Origin of the sequence: Streptomyces flavusporus, from assembly GCF_046267975.1 — a bacterium.
In the GTDB taxonomy this organism is placed as follows: domain Bacteria; phylum Actinomycetota; class Actinomycetes; order Streptomycetales; family Streptomycetaceae; genus Streptomyces; species Streptomyces flavusporus.
The window spans coordinates 9,755,542-9,771,920 of record NZ_CP176503.1; the positions used below are offsets into that span (position 1 = coordinate 9,755,542).

The 16,379-nt window shown below is 69.7% G+C and carries 12 protein-coding genes and 3 pseudogenes; 9 read left to right on the forward strand and 6 right to left on the reverse strand.

The annotated features are described in order from the left end of the window. Nucleotides 1-280 precede the first annotated feature (280 nt). From ACKTSN_RS46065 to ACKTSN_RS46075, 3 genes are all read left to right on the forward strand, one after another. Nucleotides 281-1,171 carry an AraC family transcriptional regulator gene (locus tag ACKTSN_RS46065; protein WP_409474513.1) on the forward strand — a complete coding sequence of 297 codons (891 nt, stop codon included), beginning with the start codon at nt 281-283 and terminating at the stop codon, nt 1,169-1,171. Beyond that, nucleotides 1,168-1,614, forward strand: coding sequence for a VOC family protein (locus ACKTSN_RS46070; RefSeq protein ID WP_409474514.1), 447 nt, complete (start codon nt 1,168-1,170; stop codon nt 1,612-1,614). The genes ACKTSN_RS46065 and ACKTSN_RS46070 overlap by 4 nt, the downstream gene beginning before the upstream one ends. 213 nt (nt 1,615-1,827) lie before the next feature. Next, nucleotides 1,828-2,205, forward strand: a complete 378-nt coding sequence (locus ACKTSN_RS46075; protein ID WP_409474515.1) for a VOC family protein — start codon at nt 1,828-1,830, stop codon at nt 2,203-2,205. A gap of 727 nt (nt 2,206-2,932) precedes the next feature. Here the strand turns inward: ACKTSN_RS46075 and ACKTSN_RS46080 are convergent. Next, nucleotides 2,933-3,820 (reverse strand): universal stress protein, encoded by an 888-nt coding sequence (locus tag ACKTSN_RS46080; RefSeq protein WP_409474516.1) that lies wholly within the window; start codon nt 3,818-3,820, stop codon nt 2,933-2,935. 140 nt (nt 3,821-3,960) lie between these two features. Here ACKTSN_RS46080 and ACKTSN_RS46085 point away from each other — a divergent pair. Both ACKTSN_RS46085 and ACKTSN_RS46090 read left to right on the forward strand, forming a co-directional pair. Then, nucleotides 3,961-4,260, forward strand: a pseudogene (locus ACKTSN_RS46085) (transposase); the annotation flags it as partial. Nucleotides 4,261-4,290: 30 nt separating this feature from the next. Continuing rightward, a pseudogene (locus ACKTSN_RS46090) lies at nt 4,291-4,593 on the forward strand (alpha-L-rhamnosidase); the annotation flags it as partial. 319 nt (nt 4,594-4,912) lie between these two features. Here ACKTSN_RS46090 and ACKTSN_RS46095 read toward each other — a convergent pair. The 3 genes and pseudogenes from ACKTSN_RS46095 to ACKTSN_RS46105 all read right to left on the reverse strand — a co-directional run. Then, complete coding sequence (locus tag ACKTSN_RS46095) at nt 4,913-5,290, reverse strand: hypothetical protein (protein ID WP_409474518.1); 378 nt, start codon at nt 5,288-5,290, stop codon at nt 4,913-4,915. A 349-nt stretch (nt 5,291-5,639) separates the two neighbouring features. Continuing rightward, the gene (locus ACKTSN_RS46100; protein ID WP_409474519.1) at nt 5,640-6,239 is read right to left on the reverse strand and encodes an FG-GAP repeat protein; all 600 of its coding nucleotides are present in this window, start codon (nt 6,237-6,239) and stop codon (nt 5,640-5,642) included. Nucleotides 6,240-6,258: 19 nt separating this feature from the next. Beyond that, nucleotides 6,259-6,603, reverse strand: a pseudogene (locus ACKTSN_RS46105) (hypothetical protein); the annotation flags it as partial. An 18-nt stretch (nt 6,604-6,621) separates the two neighbouring features. On the opposite strand from ACKTSN_RS46105, the gene ACKTSN_RS46110 reads away from it, so the two are divergent. The 4 genes from ACKTSN_RS46110 to ACKTSN_RS46125 all read left to right on the forward strand — a co-directional run bounded on the left by ACKTSN_RS46110 (nt 6,622) and on the right by ACKTSN_RS46125 (nt 13,143). Next, nucleotides 6,622-6,753 carry a hypothetical protein gene (locus ACKTSN_RS46110; protein ID WP_409475141.1) on the forward strand — a complete coding sequence of 44 codons (132 nt, stop codon included), beginning with the start codon at nt 6,622-6,624 and terminating at the stop codon, nt 6,751-6,753. Nucleotides 6,754-7,337: 584 nt separating this feature from the next. Further along, a complete protein-coding gene (locus tag ACKTSN_RS46115) occupies nt 7,338-9,674 on the forward strand; it encodes a glycosyl hydrolase family 95 catalytic domain-containing protein (RefSeq protein WP_409474520.1) in 2,337 nt (778 codons plus the stop codon). Nucleotides 9,675-9,852: 178 nt separating this feature from the next. Next, entirely contained in the window at nt 9,853-11,769 is a 1,917-nt protein-coding gene (locus ACKTSN_RS46120; RefSeq protein ID WP_409474521.1) for a glycoside hydrolase family 97 protein, read from the forward strand. Nucleotides 11,770-11,916: 147 nt separating this feature from the next. Then, complete coding sequence (locus ACKTSN_RS46125; RefSeq protein ID WP_409474522.1) at nt 11,917-13,143, forward strand: glycoside hydrolase family 88 protein; 1,227 nt, start codon at nt 11,917-11,919, stop codon at nt 13,141-13,143. Nucleotides 13,144-13,184: 41 nt separating this feature from the next. Here ACKTSN_RS46125 and ACKTSN_RS46130 read toward each other — a convergent pair whose 3' ends face one another. Both ACKTSN_RS46130 and ACKTSN_RS46135 read right to left on the reverse strand, forming a co-directional pair. Beyond that, nucleotides 13,185-14,450, reverse strand: a complete 1,266-nt coding sequence (locus ACKTSN_RS46130; RefSeq protein ID WP_409474523.1) for an alginate lyase family protein — start codon at nt 14,448-14,450, stop codon at nt 13,185-13,187. Next, a complete protein-coding gene (locus ACKTSN_RS46135; protein WP_409474524.1) occupies nt 14,447-16,123 on the reverse strand; it encodes a glycosyl hydrolase family 28-related protein in 1,677 nt (558 codons plus the stop codon). Before ACKTSN_RS46135 ends, ACKTSN_RS46130 begins: the two co-directional genes overlap by 4 nt. Nucleotides 16,124-16,379: the final 256 nt, after the last annotated feature.

Consider the following 16,379-nt stretch of genomic DNA (forward strand, 5'->3'; position numbering starts at 1 on the left):
CTGATGCCGACCACAGGCGACGGCGTGCACCACCCGTGCGTGAACGACCGGGAGGGTCGTGGGGCCGGCCGTGCGGTAGCTGGAGGTTGCGCGCGTGGATCCCGCGGTAGGAGCGACCGCCCTGTGCGGCGGCAACCATGATCGTCGCCTCTGCCATCGTCCGGGCCAGGGGGACGGATTGGGGCTTTGGGACAGCAGCGAGGGATGTCGGCCGTCACGCGGTGCCTGCCGGGATGCGCGAAGCGAGGGCGCGCTCGCCCGGGCGTCACATACTGGGTGCATGGCTGTGGAGACGGGGCAAAATCGGGAGGCTTCGCGGGACTTCGTGCGGGTCGCCCCCGGGCTCGGGGGGATGGTCGTGTCCGCGGTGGGCTATCGGACCCAGGGGTTGACGCCCGCCCTGCACCGGGGGCTGCCCTCGCCGTATCTGACGCTGATCTTCTCGCTCGACGGGCCCGTGACCAGCGGCGTCACCCCTGAGCAGGCGTGGGGTGCGCACGCGGTGCGCACCGACATCGTGGTGGGCGGGCTGCATCAGCGCCCGGCGTATGTGATCCAGCCCGAGCACGAGACGGGAATCCAGCTGGCCCTGCACCCGCTGGCGGCGCGCAGACTGCTCGGGCTGCCGGCCGCCGCGCTCACTGACGACCTCGTCACGTCCGGCACGGACGTGCTGGGGGCCCGGGCCACGGAGATCCACGAGCGCATGCGGGAACAGACCGGCTGGGAGGAGCGATTCGCGACGCTCACCTCGTATCTGCGAGCACGGGCGGCAAACGGCGCCGGGCGCGTACGTCCCGAGGTGGGCGAGGCATGGGCGTGGCTGGCCCGGCACCGGGGCGCGGGCAGGCTGCGCGGGCTGGCCGAGCACGTGATGCTGAGCCCACGCCGGCTCACGACACTCTTTCGGGCCGAGACCGGCCTGAGCCCCAAGCAGGCCGCCCGGCTGATGCGCTTCGAGCACGCCAAGGCCAGGGTGGTCCGCAGCGTCGTCGCGGGTACTGCGTCGGATCTGGCGCGGGTCGCGGCCGACTGCGGCTACTACGACCACTCCCACCTGGTACGCGACTTCCGCCAGTACACCGGCGTCAGCCCCACCGCCTGGCTGGCCGAAGAGTGCCGGAATATCCAAGCGGGCGGGCAGCGAGGCGGCGAACAGTGGGAGGCATGAACACAGCAGCAACCCAGCAGCGTGAACCCAGCGTCTGGCCGACACTCCAGGCTCATGACGCCCCCGGCTTGATCGGCTTCCTGGTCGGCACGGTCGGCTTCCTGCGCACCGCCGTGTACGAGGACGGCGGCCGTGTCGCGCACGCCCAGCTCGACTGGCCCGAGGGCGGAGGCGTGATGCTCGGCTCGTACAACCCGGACAGCACGGCCCGGTGCCTGCAACCTGGGACCTTCGGCGCCTACGTCGTCACCGACCGGGTCGATGACCTCTACGAGCGGCTGCAGACGGCGGGCGTGACGATGGTCCGGGAGATCGAGGACCAGCCGTACGGCAGCCGCGAGTTCGCGATCGCCGACCCCGAGGGCAACAAGTGGTCCTTCGGCACCTACCGGGGCGAGCTGCGCCCGGCCGACGCGACGCGCCTCGGTCGAGGGACGGCGTAGACACCCCGGCCCACGCGATGACGTGGGTGAAGTCCGTGACCCACCGCTGCCGGGACGGGCGGGGCCCTCGAGCATCACGCCACCGCCGAATCCGTTCAGCGGCGCACGCGTCGGACCTGGGCGCGCAAGAGGCTATACGGCGAGAGCGACACCCCCACCGATCGGGCAGTGCCTGGTCATGGTGGTCTGTGGCCCATACCCGGAGGAGTATCAATGGCTATCAAGGGCGTTTCCCCCTACCTCCTGTACGACGACGCAGATGCCGCGCTGGAGTGGATGGAGCGGGTCTTGGGCTTCACCGGTGCGGTCCGCTGGCGCGACGAGTCGGGGCGCACGTTCGAGGCCGACATTTGCGCCGGTCCGACGAAGATCGGGGTCAGCGGTGGCGGTACGAGCAACGATGGGAAGAACACGATCCTGATCGTGTATGTGGATGACGTTGATGCGCACTTCGAGCGGGTCAGCGCCGCGGCCGGCGCCGAGGTCGCCCCACCGCAGGACCAGCCCTACGGGCCGCGCACCTTCACCGTCACCGACCCTTGGGGATACCAGTGGAACTTCTGGCAGGGCGAGGCCACACCACCCGAGTGATCAGCACCGGGTTCGGCTCTCGGCAGCAATCCCTTGACGACTGCGATGAGACCGGATCAGAGCATGCCGCATTGGCCTGTCCGGGTGATGGGGAAACCGCTCTACGGCACGTATGCGGGTCCCATGCACGGTCGGCATGGAACGGTCGGCGCACCCCGTTTCTTGGACAGCGGGCGTTGGCTTGGTTTGGCGGCGGCCACAGCGTCGCCGTCGCTACACGGAGGAACAGTGCCAGTGGAACGGTACCCATCCAGCTGGGCCGACCTGCCTACTCCCGGCGTCCCTGAGCCGGGGCCCGCTCCCGCACCGCACGCGGTAACCGAGCAAAGGAGGACCATGGCAGGCTGCCTCGGTGACCTACCCGCGTGGATTCTGTTCGGCATGATCTTTGACTCGGTGACGGCCCGCGCGGGCGAAGAACTCGGCGTACTTCAGGGCACCACCCCGTCGGTGGCCGGTGCAGTCCGAAGGCCCAGCCCTGGACTTCGCAGCATGGCTTGAAGCGGCCGAACCGGAAAGGCGTACCGTACGCGCGCCGGGATGCCTGCGCCGCAGGCGTGGGGACAAGGGGCCCCGAGGGCAGGGTCTTCGGTCGGCTACCGGGTCAGTGGTCGTGCCAGCGCCCGTCGTGGGCGTAGTCCACGTTGTTTGGTGCGGGACGGCGACGTGGGGACCAACGGTGAATACGGTGATCGCATCACGGACCCGACAACGTGGGGCGCATGCATCAAGCCTGCTGCGGGACCAGCGCCACCGGGCAGTCGGCGTGATGCAGTACCGCGTGCCCGACCAGGCCGAGCTGCGGTCCGAGATGCCCGTGACGCCGCCGAGCCCCGATGACCAGGAGGTCGGACGCCGCTGAACGGGCCAGCAGCACCTGCCGGGCGGAACCTTCGACGAGCGCACGGTGCACAGCGAGACCGGGGTACTCCTCCGCAAGGTGGTTCAACGCGTCGTCGAGCAGAGCAGCAGCGTGATCCTCCTGGTAGTGGGCAGGCTCCCCGACCAGGAGCGGATGCGGCGCCACCTTGTGCGCCGGGCGCCGCCAGACCCGTACGGCCTCCAGCGCACACCCGCGCACCGCCGCCGCCCGTCCTGCGAACCGGACCGCTGCCGCGCTCGTGGCGGGAGTGCCGACTCCCACCACGACGCGGCCGTTCGCCGCTTCCCGGTTCTCCGTGCGGCCGCGCACGACGACGACCGGACAGGGGGAACGGGCCGCGAGCGAGAGACTGGCCGAGCCCAGCAGGAGTTCCCTGATCGGTCCCCTGCCTCGGACACCGGTCACGACGGCGGTGGCACGGCGGGCCTCCTGCAGCAGCGCCGACGCGGCATCCGCCGGCACCACATCGGTGCTGATCTCCAGCATCGGGCCGCGCCGTTTGGCCCGCTGGGTGGCATTCGCCACCACGCTCTGGGCGAGCGCGTGCTCGGTCACCACATCCGCAGCCACCCCGGAGGTGTCCGCGAGCGCCTCCGCCTCGAACCGCTCCCACAGCGAGGCGTGGACAATCCGCAGCGGCAGACCGTGCCGGACCGCCTCGTCCACGGCCCAGTCGACCGCCCGAAGGGCCGGCTCCGAGCCGTCGACGCCCACGACCAGGGGCAGCGTCATGCTCACCACCGCCTCAGCGCACCGGGCTTCACTCTTGAATTCTCCCTCCGCTCGGCCGACGCGTCCCAGCCGCTGCCGGCCGCGCCGTTCGAGTACAGACGGTGGTGCACCGTTCCTTGCGACGACCGGTTGAGTCCAGGCAGTACACGAGCCAGGCGTTCGCCGACGCCTGCCGCCAGGCAGGCGTGATCCAGAGCGTGAGCGCCGTCGGCAGCTCGGCGGACAACGCGCTCGCCGAGTCCTTCAACGCCACCTGCAAGCGGGAGACGCTCCAGGGCCGCAGTGCCTGGGCCGACGAGCGCGCAGCCCGCCTCGACCTGTTCCGCTGGCTGCACCGCTACAACACCCGACGCCGCCACTCCAGCCTCGGACAACGCAGTCCCATCGCCTACGAGACAGCACTCGACACAACATCAACTACGCTGACACCAGCCGCATAGCCCGTGTCCAAGATTCCGGGTCAAGCCCCGTCGATCACCGGCGACTGGCTGGCCCCGCAGAAGACCAGCGCCCAGCTCATGAGCGACGTCTACTACGGGTATGCCGCGCGGCTGATGGCCCAGATGGCCCGTGCGATCGACCGCCCGGAGGAGGCGGAGACGTACGAGACGCTCTTCGACCGCATCAAGCGGGCGTTCATCGCCAAGTACCTGGTCACCGAGGACGGTCGGCTCACGCTGAAGTCCAGCCTCGGCGAGGCGTCCCCCATCGAACCGGGCGCCGACCCCGACCAGAAGACCGAGGACAACAGCCAGACCGCGCTGCTGTGGGTTCGGCCGCCTCGCCGGCCGGCTCGGGGATCTCGGACATCGGGTCCTCGACGCCCTGCCGCAACAGGCGACCACCGCCTACGTGCGCGGCCTGTTGGTGACCGCCGACATCCTGCCGCAGGGCGATGAGAACCTCGCCCTCCTGACGAACTGGCTCACGCGAACCTTCACAAAGATGCCCGCGCACCACGTCACCCTCATCCGCCCGTTCGCCGAGCGGTGCGCAGCCGTCGGCCGGCTGTCGGGTCCAGCACGCCCAGCAGACGGTATGGCACTGCCGGGCTCGACCCGGCTCGCGTCTGTCCGTTCCGGAAGCGCGTCTTTATGGGTGTGCGATGTCGGTGATGACTTGGTCGTAGCGCCGGACGTTCCCGGTGAACGTCGAGTTCGGGTACTTCTGCCGCAGGCGGGCCAGGGCCGCGTCGACGAAAGCCCACATGTCGCCGGTGTCGGAGTGGGCGTTGAAGGTGGCGTGGGCCACCCATTCGCCCTCGTCGCTGGCCACGTAGGCTTCGTACTTCTGCTCTTCGGTGGTGACGGCCATCGGTGTACCGGTCTCCTGGTTCGTGGCCTGCCGGGTGTCTGCGCTCTTGTCGTCTGCGGTGTCGGCTGCCTGCGCTGTCCCTGCCGGGGTGAGAAGCGCTGCCGCTGCGGCCGTGCCGGCGGCGCCCAGTACGGTCCGCCGGGAAATCTCTGACACAGTTCTCCCCCTGTGTTGGCGCCCTCCTGGTGAGGGCCGCGGCCGACCATACAGCCAAGTCCCCTTGAATTGGGAGTGGTTGACAGATATATGCACCCTCACCTTCGCGGAATGCTCGGTCTCCAAGGGGCACGGCAACAAGCCCCACGCCAGCCGCCTCAGCCACCGCGAGGGTTGCACCAGCAATGGTCTGAAACCGTTGGCTGGACGGTTGCCTCCAGCAGGGGGCCGAAGGTTGCACCGACGGTGGGAGCCCGCAAACCGGACACCGAGTACTCAGGTGCGGCTGGTGGGGCGGGGATGATCCCCGCCCCCGGACAGGCCTCGTGGCGGCGCTGTGCCACGGCGGCTACGGGGGCGAGGGTCTCGCCGAAACGGGCGTCGGTGGCGGGGCGTGGAGGGTGGTGCCGCCGAAGAACCAGGAGCCGCCGGTGGGCAGGTCGTCGGCGATGGCGGGGAAGACCCAGACGGCGCCGTCGTTGGTGTCTTCCCCGGGGGCAGAAGCGATCAGCTCGGCCTTGCCGTCCCGGTTGGTGTCGATGAGGCTGAGTGCGCCGCCGAACCGGTCACCCTTCTCGGGGGTGCCGGGAACGCGCGGGCTGTTCTGGCCGACGGTGTGGCTGCCCCTCGTGGTCAGGCCGGTGGTCGTGCCCTGCATCACCCAGCCGGTGCCCGCATCGGTGGCCGCGTCGATGTCGTTGCCGGGGGCGCTGATGGTGGCGTCCGCGTAGCCGTCGCCGTTGATATCGCCGACGGCGATGGCGCCGCCGAAGCGGTCACCGAGGAAACTGGCGCCGGGCACACCGGGAGAGTTCTGCGTGAAGTACTGGTACGCGGATCCCGGACCGCCCGGACCGCCCGGGCCGTCGGGTCCGCCGAGAACGACATCGACGCTGCCGCCGTCCATGAGTTGGTGGGCCTGGAGGTCGTAGTCGGCGGGCGAGCCCATGACCAGGTCGGTGTAACCGTCATTGTTGTAGTCGCCCGAGGTCAGGGCCGTGGACGAAGTCTTCGTCCCGTGGCGCGGAAACAGCGGTCGCAGACATGCGTTGCACAGTACGCGCGGCCCCGAAGCCGTACGTCCACAGGTCGTCCTCGGCCAGCACGGCAAGTTCGGTGCCGGAGGGGGTGAATCGGCCGGTGGCCAGGTTCTTCCCGAAGGTGCCCTTCGCCGTCGGGGTGCCCTCCTGGAGCCAGCGACTCCCGGTGGAGCGCAGACCGCTCCGCGAGCCCCACAGGACAAGGGCGGCGCCCGCGTCGGTGGCGGAGCTGACATCCTTGCCAGGGATACCGACGACGAGATCGGGGTAACCGTCGCCGTTGAAGCCGTCGTGAGCGACGGGGCGGCGGCGGTCGCGGGCGCGGTGGCCGCAGTGATCGTGGCGCCGATCGTCAGCAGGACGGTCGCGGCGGCTGCGGCGGAGGTCCGGAGACTGGTGGAGAGTCTCTTGCTGCGCACGTGAAGGCTTCTGGGCTGTGGCACGGGCCGGGCGCGGAGTAGGCGGAGGGACACGGCGGGGGCCCGCTCCCTCGCCGTCGTGGGTTGGACCGGGGATCAATCTCGAGGGTTGTGCCGCGTACGGGAGTTGGCGAAGCGTTCACCGCGACGTGCCGAGTCCGGGGTTCAGCCCGGCCGACGATCTCGAGAAACGTCTCAAGGGTGGCCGTGCCTCAGCTCCTGGCCTTCAATCGCCAGTCCAGGGCCGAACAGCGCCGCGCACAACTCGAAGCCCAGGGCTCCACCCGCCCCAGCCGCCCGGCTACGGGCCACGGCCCAAGTCGGGGCGGCAACAGTGATCCTCGAATCCCCGACCGCCTGGGCTGCCGTCGCTCGCATGGCCTGCCGAGGTGAAGACAACACCGATACATCGGAGGATTCAAGGCTTGGGTGTGGCTCTCTGACGTGGGCCTGAAGTTCCAATCGACCCATTAATGGCATATCTGAGGCGCAGCTTCTGGGTGCTGCCGAACTCATTGACAGGTACACGAACCATGCTTACGTTCACCGATACACCCGATGTTTCGAGGATTCGTCTGGAGGACGAAGATGACCTCACAGCCGGGAAACCGCTCGCCGGTGCCCCGCAGAGCCGTACTCGGCACCGCGCTGGGCGGCGCGGCAGCGGCGGCCCTGCCCGGGACGGCCCACGCCGAACAGCGCGCAGATCCGGCGCAGTTCGGCGGCGCCGATTCCGTGGCCGGGGACGACAGACGCCCCTGGAGACTGCGCGACACGATGTCCACCGACGGCGCCTGGGGCGCGTTCCTGCGTGGTCAGGACCTGCTGTGGACCAGGATGCCCTCCCGCTGGTACGAGGGTCCGTTCCTCGGCGACGGGCTGCTGGGGAGCATGGTCTACCAGGAGCCGGGCATCAACCAGATCCGCTTCACCGTCCAGCACGGCCGCGTCCAGGATCACCGGCCCGAGTTCGGAAGTGGCTGGGGCACCTGCCGCCTGCCGGTCGGGCATCTCACGCTCGAACCCGTCGGCACCATCACCGCCGTCGACTGGCGGCTGAGCCTGTGGAACGCCGAACTCACCGGCACCGTCACCACCACAGCCGGCACGCTCACCCTCTCCGGCCTCATCCACGACGAGGTCTTAGCCGTCCGTGTGACGGTCGACGGCGGTGAACAGGTCACCTGGACGTTCCACCCCGCGGAGGCCATCAGTCCCCGCCGGATCAGCGAGGCCCCGCCCTCCGGCTACACCGGCAACCCGCCTTGGACCACCAGGACCACCGCCGACGGCACCGAGCAGGTGCTGCAGCCTCTCACCGGCGGCGGCCAGACGGCCACCGCCTACCGCCGCACCGGTGCGGAACTGCTGCTCAGCGTCGGACACAGCCACCCCTCCGACACCGCCGCCGAGGCAGACTCACTGCGCAACCTGCGCCGCGCGACGTCGTACAGCGCCCTGAGACGACGCCACACCCGCTGGTGGCACACGTTTTACCGAAAGAGTTTCGTCTCGTTCCCCGACCAGCGGCTGCAGAGCTTCCACTGGATCCAGCTCTACAAGGTCGCCTCCGCCAGCCGCGCGGGCGGCCCCGTCATGGCCACCTGCGGGCCGTGGCTGGAGCCCACGCCCTGGCCCGCGGTCTGGTGGAACCTCAACGTCCAGCTGGAGTACTGGCTCATCCACGGCTCCAACCACCTGGAACTGGACGCGCTCGCCACCACGCTGCGGCAGAACCAGGAACAGCTCGTTGCCAACGTCCCCGCCGCCTACCGCGCGGACAGCTCCGGCGTCGGCCGCAGCTCCGACATGTTCGCCAACCGCGCAGTGGGGGAGCCGGGCACCGGCGCCGAGGCCGGCGACCTCACCTGGGCGCTGCACAACGTGTGGCTGTCCTACCGGCACTCCATGGACAAGGCTCTGCTGCGCGACACGATCTTCCCGGTGCTGCGCCGGGCGATCAACTACTACCTGCACTTCCTCACCCCGGGCAGCGACGGCAAGCTCCACCTGCCCAGCACGCTCTCCCCCGAATACCCGGTCGTGCCGCCGCAGGACACCAACTACGACCTGGTCCTGATCCGCTGGGGCTGCCAGACACTCATCGAGTCCACCGAACTGCTCGGCATCGACGACGAGTTGACCCTGCGCTGGCAGGAGGTGCTGGCCAAGCTCACGCCGTACCCGGTCGACGACAACGGCTTCATGATCGGCGCCGGCACCGCGTACGCCCAGTCCCACCGGCACTACTCGCACCTGCTGATGGTGTACCCGCTGTACCTCGTCAACTGGGACCAGCCCGAAAGCCGCGACCTGATCGCGAAGTCGGTGGCTCACTGGCACGCGCTGACCGGCGCCCACCGAGGCTACAGCTACACCGGAGCCGCCTCGATGTACGCGATGGCCGGTGACGGCGACACCGCGATCACATACCTGCGGAAGTTTTTCGACACCAGCACCCGCTACCCGTGCCAGGCCAACACGCACTACACGGAGGCCGGTCCGGTCATCGAGACGCCGCTGTCCGCCTCGCAGTCCCTGCACGACATGTTCTGCCAGAGCTGGGGCGGCGTGATCCGCGTCTTCCCGGCCGTCCCGTTCGCCTGGGCGGACGTCACCCTGCACGACTTCCGGACCCAGGGCGCCTTCCTGGTCAGCGCCGTCCGCAAGGCGGGTGCCACCCGGTTCATCCGGCTCAGGAGCCTGGCGGGCGAGCCGCTCAAGCTCCGCCACGATCTCAACGGAACTCTCACCGTACTGCTGGACGACGGCACCCCGGCCCGCACCCAGGACCTGGGCGACGGCACGCTCGCCATCGACCTGCCCCGGGGCCGCGAGGTACTCGTCCACTCCGGTTCCCGGCCCGACCTCGTCATCGGCCCTGTCGCCGTCAGCGAACCGGGCCCGGCCTGGGGCCTGCCGTAACGACCGTCGCACGCGGCACACCCCGCGGTTCCGGCCCGCCGCCACGGCAGCGGGCCCGCACGGCCGTACGGCCCGAACACCCCTCGTACAGACCCTGTTACATCCCCCGCACGCCCGTCAGCCGGGCACACCCCCACCCGGCATCCCACCTCAACACCCCATCCCCGGGAGGGTTCTCATGGCGGTTCCGATCAGGACCGCGGTCGCCGCGCTCTGCGCCGGGTTGGCGGCCACACTCTTCATCACCGTGCCCGCGCGCGCCGACCAGGACGCCGGCTCCCACGTACAGGTCTGGGCCGTGTCCGGCCCCGAGCGTGCCGCCGCCGCGCACGAACCGCGCGCACGGGTGTCCCTGGACGACACCACCGGCACGCTGAGCCTGTCGGTGTCCCACGGCGGCCGGACGGTCATCGAACCGTCGCCGGTCGGCATCGTCACCCAACAGGCCGATCTCTCCCAGGACTTGCGCTTCCTGCACCGCAAAGACCGGCTGGTCGACGAGCGGTACCGGAGCAAGTCCGGCAAACGACTGGAACGTCGGGTCCTCATGAACGAAACCCGTCTGTCCTTCGCCACGGCCGCCGGAGCCCGGCTCGACCTCGTTGTCCGCGCCTCCGCCGACGGCATCGCCTACCGCTACGTCCTGCCCGCCGGGTACGGCGGCGTACTCGGTGAGGCCTCCGCCTTCAACCTGCCGCCGGACGCGAGCGCGTGGCTGTCCACCTACCGGGCCGACAACGAGGGCCAGTTCGCCCAGCACACGGCCGCGACAGCACCCACCGGCGAGTACTCGGACCAGGCACTGTTCGCCACCGGCGGCGGGTACACCCTGCTCGCCGAGTCCGACCTCACCGGCACCTACTCCGGCGCCCGGCTCGCTCACGACCAGGGCACCGGCACCTACCGCATCAAGCTCGCCGACCCCACGGTCCACACCGACGGCCCCCTCGCCACCCCCTGGCGGGCCATGGTCACCGGCGACCTGGCCACCGTCACCCGGTCCACCTTCACCGACGACCTCGCCCCCGCCTCGAAGGTCGCCGACACCTCCTGGATCCGGCCCGGCACCGTGTTGTGGACCTGGCTCGCGGGCGGCAAGGAGGCCGGACAGAGCCTCGCGGCGCAGAAGGCGTACGTCGACTACGCGGCCGAACGGCACTGGCCCTACGAGGCCGTCGACGCGGGCTGGTACTTCAAGACCGACGAGTGGGACACCACCGACCCGAACTGGCAGACCAACAGCTGGATGCCGGAACTCGTCGAGTACGCCCGCGCCAAGGGCGTCGGAATCATCGTCTGGATCCACCAGCGTGACCTCGACACACCCGAGGAACGCGCCCAGTGGCTGCCCACCCTTGAGCGGTGGGGCGTCAAGGGAGTCAAGATCGACTTCATGGACTCCGAGGCGCAGTCCATGCTCCAGTGGTACGACACCATCCTCCAGGAGACGGCCGCCCACCACCTCATGGTCAACTTCCACGGCTCGACCGTCCCCAAGGGCATCCAGCGCACCTGGCCCCAGGTCATGACCCTGGAGGGCGTCGCCGGGGAGGAAAAGCGGACCAACACCGCCGCCCACCTCACCACCCTGCCCTTCACCCGCAACATCATCGGCTCCATGGACTTCACCCCCGGCGCCTTCCAGCGCGTCGGCCTGCGTCCCAACTCCGACGCGGCCGAGGTCGGGCTCACCGTCGCCTACGAGTCGGGCCTGCAGATGTTCGCGGGCACCCCCGAGTCGTACGACGCCCGGCCGCTCGCCCGGGACTACTTCGACCAGGTTCCCGCAGCCTGGGACGACACCCGGCTGCTCGCCGGCCGACCCGGCCGGGAAGCCGTGCTCGCCCGGCGCAGCGGCGACCGCTGGTTCCTGGGTGGCGTGTACGCCGGCACCGCCCACACGGCGGAGGTGCCGCTGACCATCGGCTCCGGACGATGGCTGGTCGAGACGATCCGGGACGGCGCCGAGGGGCTGGTCCAGGACCGGCAGGTACTGCGCGGCGGCGACTCCCTCAGCGTCGACGTCGTCGACAACGGCGGCTTCGCCGGGATCGCCTGTCCCTGGCGTCCGGGCGTCACCACGTGCTCCCGCTGACCGAGATCTCCGGCCGGGCGCCCTACTGGGGCGCCCGGCCCCGCTGTTCATGTTGATGAACAATGCTCACATGGGTGTACATCGTCGGGTCTGTTGTGCAACGCTCGGTCAACTCCTTTCTCGGACCGACCAGTTGGAGGGACGGGCATGACTGTTTCCCGGCGTACTGTCCTGGCTACGGCGGCCGGCGCCGCAGCGGTATGCGTTTCCTCGACACCAGCCGCGGGTGCGGCCGAGGCCCGGACACCGGCACCCACACTGCGCACGCTCCGCGCGGCGGCCGACTACGCCGTCGAGAAGGTCCGCACCGTCGCGCCGGGCGTGACTGCCTTCCCCGTCGGGACGAAGTTCGAGAAGTGGACCTACTCGCAGAACGGCGACTGGGTCGGCGGGTTCTGGCCGGGAACGCTGTGGATGGCGTGGCTCTACAGCAAGGAAGAGGCCTTCCGCACGTGGGCCCTGACGTCGGCGGAGAAGCTGGCCCCTCGCCAGTACGACACCGGCACGCACGACCTCGGATTCCTCTTCTACCCGTCGTGGGTCACCGCCTGGCGGCTGACGGGCGACAGCGCATGGCGGACGGGCGCCATACGAGCGGCCGACTCCCTGATCCAGCGGTACAACCCACGCGGGCGCTTCATCCGGGCGTGGGGCGCACTGACCGACCCGAAGAACGCGGGCCGGGTCATCATCGACACGATGATGAACCTCGACCTGCTGGCCTTCGTGAGCCGGCAGACCGGCGACGCCAAGTATCTGGACATCGCCGTGGAGCACGCCAAGACCACGCAGCGGCTGTTCCCGCGCCCGGACGGATCCACCCCGCACGTGTACGACTTCGACCCGGACAGCGGCGCACCCATCGGCCCGAACACCGTGCAGGGTTACAGCCCCACGTCGTGCTGGTCGCGTGGACAGGCGTGGGGACTGTACGGATTCACCACGATGTACCGGCGGACCGGGAACGCGGAGTTCCTGGCCACCGCGCGCAGACTCGCGGACTTCGCGGTGGGCGCGCTGCGCCCGGACCACGTTCCGGTGTGGGACTACCGCGCTCCGCAGCAGCCCCACGACATCAAGGACGCGTCGGCCGGCGCGATCATGGCGTGCGGTCTTCTCGACCTGTCCGCGGCCACCGGCAGGCACGCCTATCGTGAGGTGGCGCTACGCCTGCTCACCGCACTGTCGGAGACCTGCCTGACGAAGAACTCGGCCCGCGCGGACGCGGTCGTGGCCCGTTGCACCCGCAACCGCCCGGCCGAGGACGGCATCGAGATCTCCCTCCCGTACGCCGACTACTACCTGCTGGAGGGCATCCTGCGCGTGCTGCAGCCGCAGGACGTAGACCGGGCGATCGACCTGTCGACGGTCTGACCGCCGGCGCATGGATGCCCTCGGAGCAGGACAGGTGCCGGTCAGCCCGCGATGGAGTCCAGCTGCTCTGCCGCTGGACGCAGGGCCCACAGGTCGCCGCCGGGCGGCTCCTGCAGCATCGGAACGGCGTTCTGCGCTCGCTCGTCTCCCGCATCGGCGGCCGCGTGCACGACGTCGGTTGCCGCGTACCGGTGGAATTCGAGCTCCGGATGCGGCCAGGCGGCGGCTCCCGTCGCGGCGGGCAACAGGTAGTCCACGGCCTTGAACAGGTTCTGTCCGTCCGGGCCTTGGTACGCCCACAGATTCACCCCGACATGCCGGCCGATGGCCGCGAGCCGGGTGTAAGCCACCAGGTCGAACGTCGAGTAGTGCCAACTCCGGGTCCGGGTCAGCTCCTGGGGCTGGCTGCCGTCAGCCGCGATCTGCGGCGCGATGCGCTTGCTCCGGGCGTCCAGGACCGTCCGGCGGGCCAGATCCTTGTCGCCGGTCGCGTAGGCGAGGCCGGCGAGCTGCATGTCGTAGAAGGTGCCGTGGTTGTTGGTGGCGGCGGCCTCCTGCTTGCCGAAGTCGCTGTTCTTGAGCCAGTCGAGGAATTCGGTGTTCCACTTGGTCATGCCGGCGCGGTCGGTCGCGGTCCAGCCCGGAGCGCCGGTGGCCAGAAGGGCGAGCGCGTCGAGGGCGCTGGTGTACGACTGCGAGAAGTCGATGATGCCGATGGCGCGGCCGTCGTACTTGCAAGGGATGAACTGCGCGTGGTTCAGGTTCGGGTTCATCCTCGTGGCCGGATCGAGGAACCAGGTCCGCAGCACCTGCCCGGCCTTCTCGGCGTACCGCTTGTCGCCGGTGTAGTACCAGGCGAGGGAGAGGTCGTAGGCGGAGTCGAAGGTCTTCTCGACGTCCTGGCGGTCGGTGCCGGTGTCGACCTCGGGGTTGCGCTCGCCGTCGCGCTGCACGTACGGGCAGCCCCACGGGTTGTCGGAGGTCGGGGTCCGGGAGGGCCACCAGTACGGCGCCTGGCTGAGGTAGTCGTGGATGTCGCCGCCAGGAGCGGGCTTGGGCTTGTCGACGACCGTCCAGGGGCCCTGGTCCAGCCACCTGTCGGCGCGGACCGTCAACGCCCTGACCGCTCGCCGGAGTTGCGGGTCGCCGCGATCCAGACGGACCTTGGTCTGCTGCAGACGGGCGCCGTCCATGACGGCGGTGTGCGGGACGCGGGGCGGTGACTGTGCCACCACCGGCGCCGATGCTCCTGTGGTGAAGGCGACGAGGGCTGCCAAGAGGATGCAGAGGCGGGATCGTGCACTCATACATCCACTCCGTTCATGTGAGTGGTCCCGCGGACGAGCCGCCGCTGGACCTCGTACAGGTTCGGCGGACGGACCGCATGCGGGCTGCCGTACAGCTCCAGACGCGTATGCAGGTCACCCGTGAAATCAGGGACGTCGATCTGGTCGAACTCCGTGACCTCGTTGACGCCGACGGTGGCGGAGTACGGCGCCAGCGCGTCGATCTTCACCAGGCCCGCTCGGCCGTTGGTGACGCGGATGTTCCAATGCGTGAAGCGGGCGCCGAACAACGGACCGGCGCTCGCGTCACCACCGTGGCGGCCGTTGTTGTTCACCGTGATGTCGGTGCGGACATTGGCGAAGGGCAGGCCGCGGTGGCTGTCGAAGGTGCCCATCCGCATGTCACCGTGCGACCAGACGTTGTACGACGACAGTCCCTCGACATTGATGCCGTGCAGTTGGGTGTTCGACGGTGCTGGGCTGGTGCGCTCCTCGATCGTGAAGTCCTCGATGAGGTTGTCGTGCGAGCCCTCGCGGCAGAAGTAGGGATGATGGGAGCCGCGGCCGGCGACCCGCGTCCGGCGCAAGGTGCACGCGGAGGCGGCTACGAGCCCGAAGCCGTTGTCGACATGGCGGACCGTCACGTCGTCCACCCAGCAGTCGTAGGCGCACTGCAGGACGACGCCGTTGTAGCCCTTGTCGAGCAGGTGCGGCTGCTGGGGCACCTCCGCCGCCTCGAGGGTCAGGCCCTCGACCCCTGAGTCTGTCAACGCCGGTACGTGAGTGGTCAGTTGCGGGTTCCACTCCGGGCGCACGTCGAGCGGGAGCGGGCGTTCGAGGGTGACGCGCCGGCCACGGACCCGGGCGATGCGGACGGGCCATTCGTACGGGACGTACGACGTCAGTTTCGTCTTGTCGTCCCAGAAATAGGCCTCCGGTCCCGGTCCGCCACCGCACATGTGCTCAAGGAGGGTGTGTTCCGCGTCGTCGGCGAGCCGAAGCAGGACCAGGGCGCCGGGGCGCAGCGACGACGCGTCAGTGACCGTCACCGTCCAGGAACCCTGTCGCGCCGGGGCGACCGCCGTGAGCGTCCGCCACTCGTCGCGCCCGTTGCCCGTCCAGCCCTCGAAGGGCCACGCCTTCGCCCTGATCGCGGCGACGAGAGAGTCCCACCGGGCCTCGGGGGCCAGCCAGATCAGGCCGCCCGCCCACGACCAGGCCGACTTGTCACCACCGTAACGGGAGCCGTACACGCCGATCAGTTCGGTGAGGTTCTTCGTCGCGTACAGCGTCGTACGGCCGCTGCCCGCTCCCCTGAGGATCACGTTCGAGCGGCCCATCCGGATCACGTCGTCGATACGGAACGTACCCGGCGGAATGATGACCGTGCCACCGCGCCTGCCGGCAGCCGCGATGGCACGGTTGATCGCAGGAGCGGAGTCGGTCGTGCCGTCCGCCACGGCGCCGAAGTCGCGTACGTCGGCGACGACAGGACGGCGGGGGAAGCGCACCGCCCCGCCGTGGCAACCGGCCCGGCCGATGTACGGGATCTGCGGGTGGGTGAAGGGAGTCCGGCTCAACTCCCGCCACAGGACCGGGACGTCGGCCGACGCGGTGCTCCCATCAGTTGCCGCTGCGGTACCAGCGCCTGCGGCCACGGCCACGGCGCTCCCCAGCAGGGCTCGTCTGGTCATGCCCCTGACATCCGGGTTCTGCGTGTCGCCCGTGTGAGCGTTTCTCATACCCGTCCGCCCTTTCCATGCTTTCTTTCATGGATATGAACGATGTTCAGATCTGCGTCGAGCGGTGAGCATGCCACGGCCCTCTTGAGTGGGAAAGAGTTTGCGCGGCGTTTATTGGCGTGGACCTACGGGGTCAGGACCAGAGCTTCCGGGTCAGATCCGTGAACAGCCGTGTGGTCGGCCGGAATACCGACCCGCTCTTGGGGGC

Bases quoted from the DNA above. Each gene is read 5' to 3' on its own strand.
- ACKTSN_RS46065 (WP_409474513.1), top strand. From the start codon at position 281: ATGGCTGTGGAGACGGGGCAAAATCGGGAGGCTTCGCGGGACTTCGTG.
- ACKTSN_RS46070 (WP_409474514.1), top strand. From the start codon at position 1,168: ATGAACACAGCAGCAACCCAGCAGCGTGAACCCAGCGTCTGGCCGACA.
- ACKTSN_RS46075 (WP_409474515.1), top strand. From the start codon at position 1,828: ATGGCTATCAAGGGCGTTTCCCCCTACCTCCTGTACGACGACGCAGAT.
- ACKTSN_RS46080 (WP_409474516.1), bottom strand. From the start codon at position 3,820: ATGACGCTGCCCCTGGTCGTGGGCGTCGACGGCTCGGAGCCGGCCCTT.
- ACKTSN_RS46100 (WP_409474519.1), bottom strand. From the start codon at position 6,239: ATGGGCTCGCCCGCCGACTACGACCTCCAGGCCCACCAACTCATGGAC.
- ACKTSN_RS46115 (WP_409474520.1), top strand. From the start codon at position 7,338: ATGACCTCACAGCCGGGAAACCGCTCGCCGGTGCCCCGCAGAGCCGTA.
- ACKTSN_RS46120 (WP_409474521.1), top strand. From the start codon at position 9,853: ATGGCGGTTCCGATCAGGACCGCGGTCGCCGCGCTCTGCGCCGGGTTG.
- ACKTSN_RS46125 (WP_409474522.1), top strand. From the start codon at position 11,917: ATGACTGTTTCCCGGCGTACTGTCCTGGCTACGGCGGCCGGCGCCGCA.
- ACKTSN_RS46130 (WP_409474523.1), bottom strand. From the start codon at position 14,450: ATGAGTGCACGATCCCGCCTCTGCATCCTCTTGGCAGCCCTCGTCGCC.
- ACKTSN_RS46135 (WP_409474524.1), bottom strand. From the start codon at position 16,123: ATGACCAGACGAGCCCTGCTGGGGAGCGCCGTGGCCGTGGCCGCAGGC.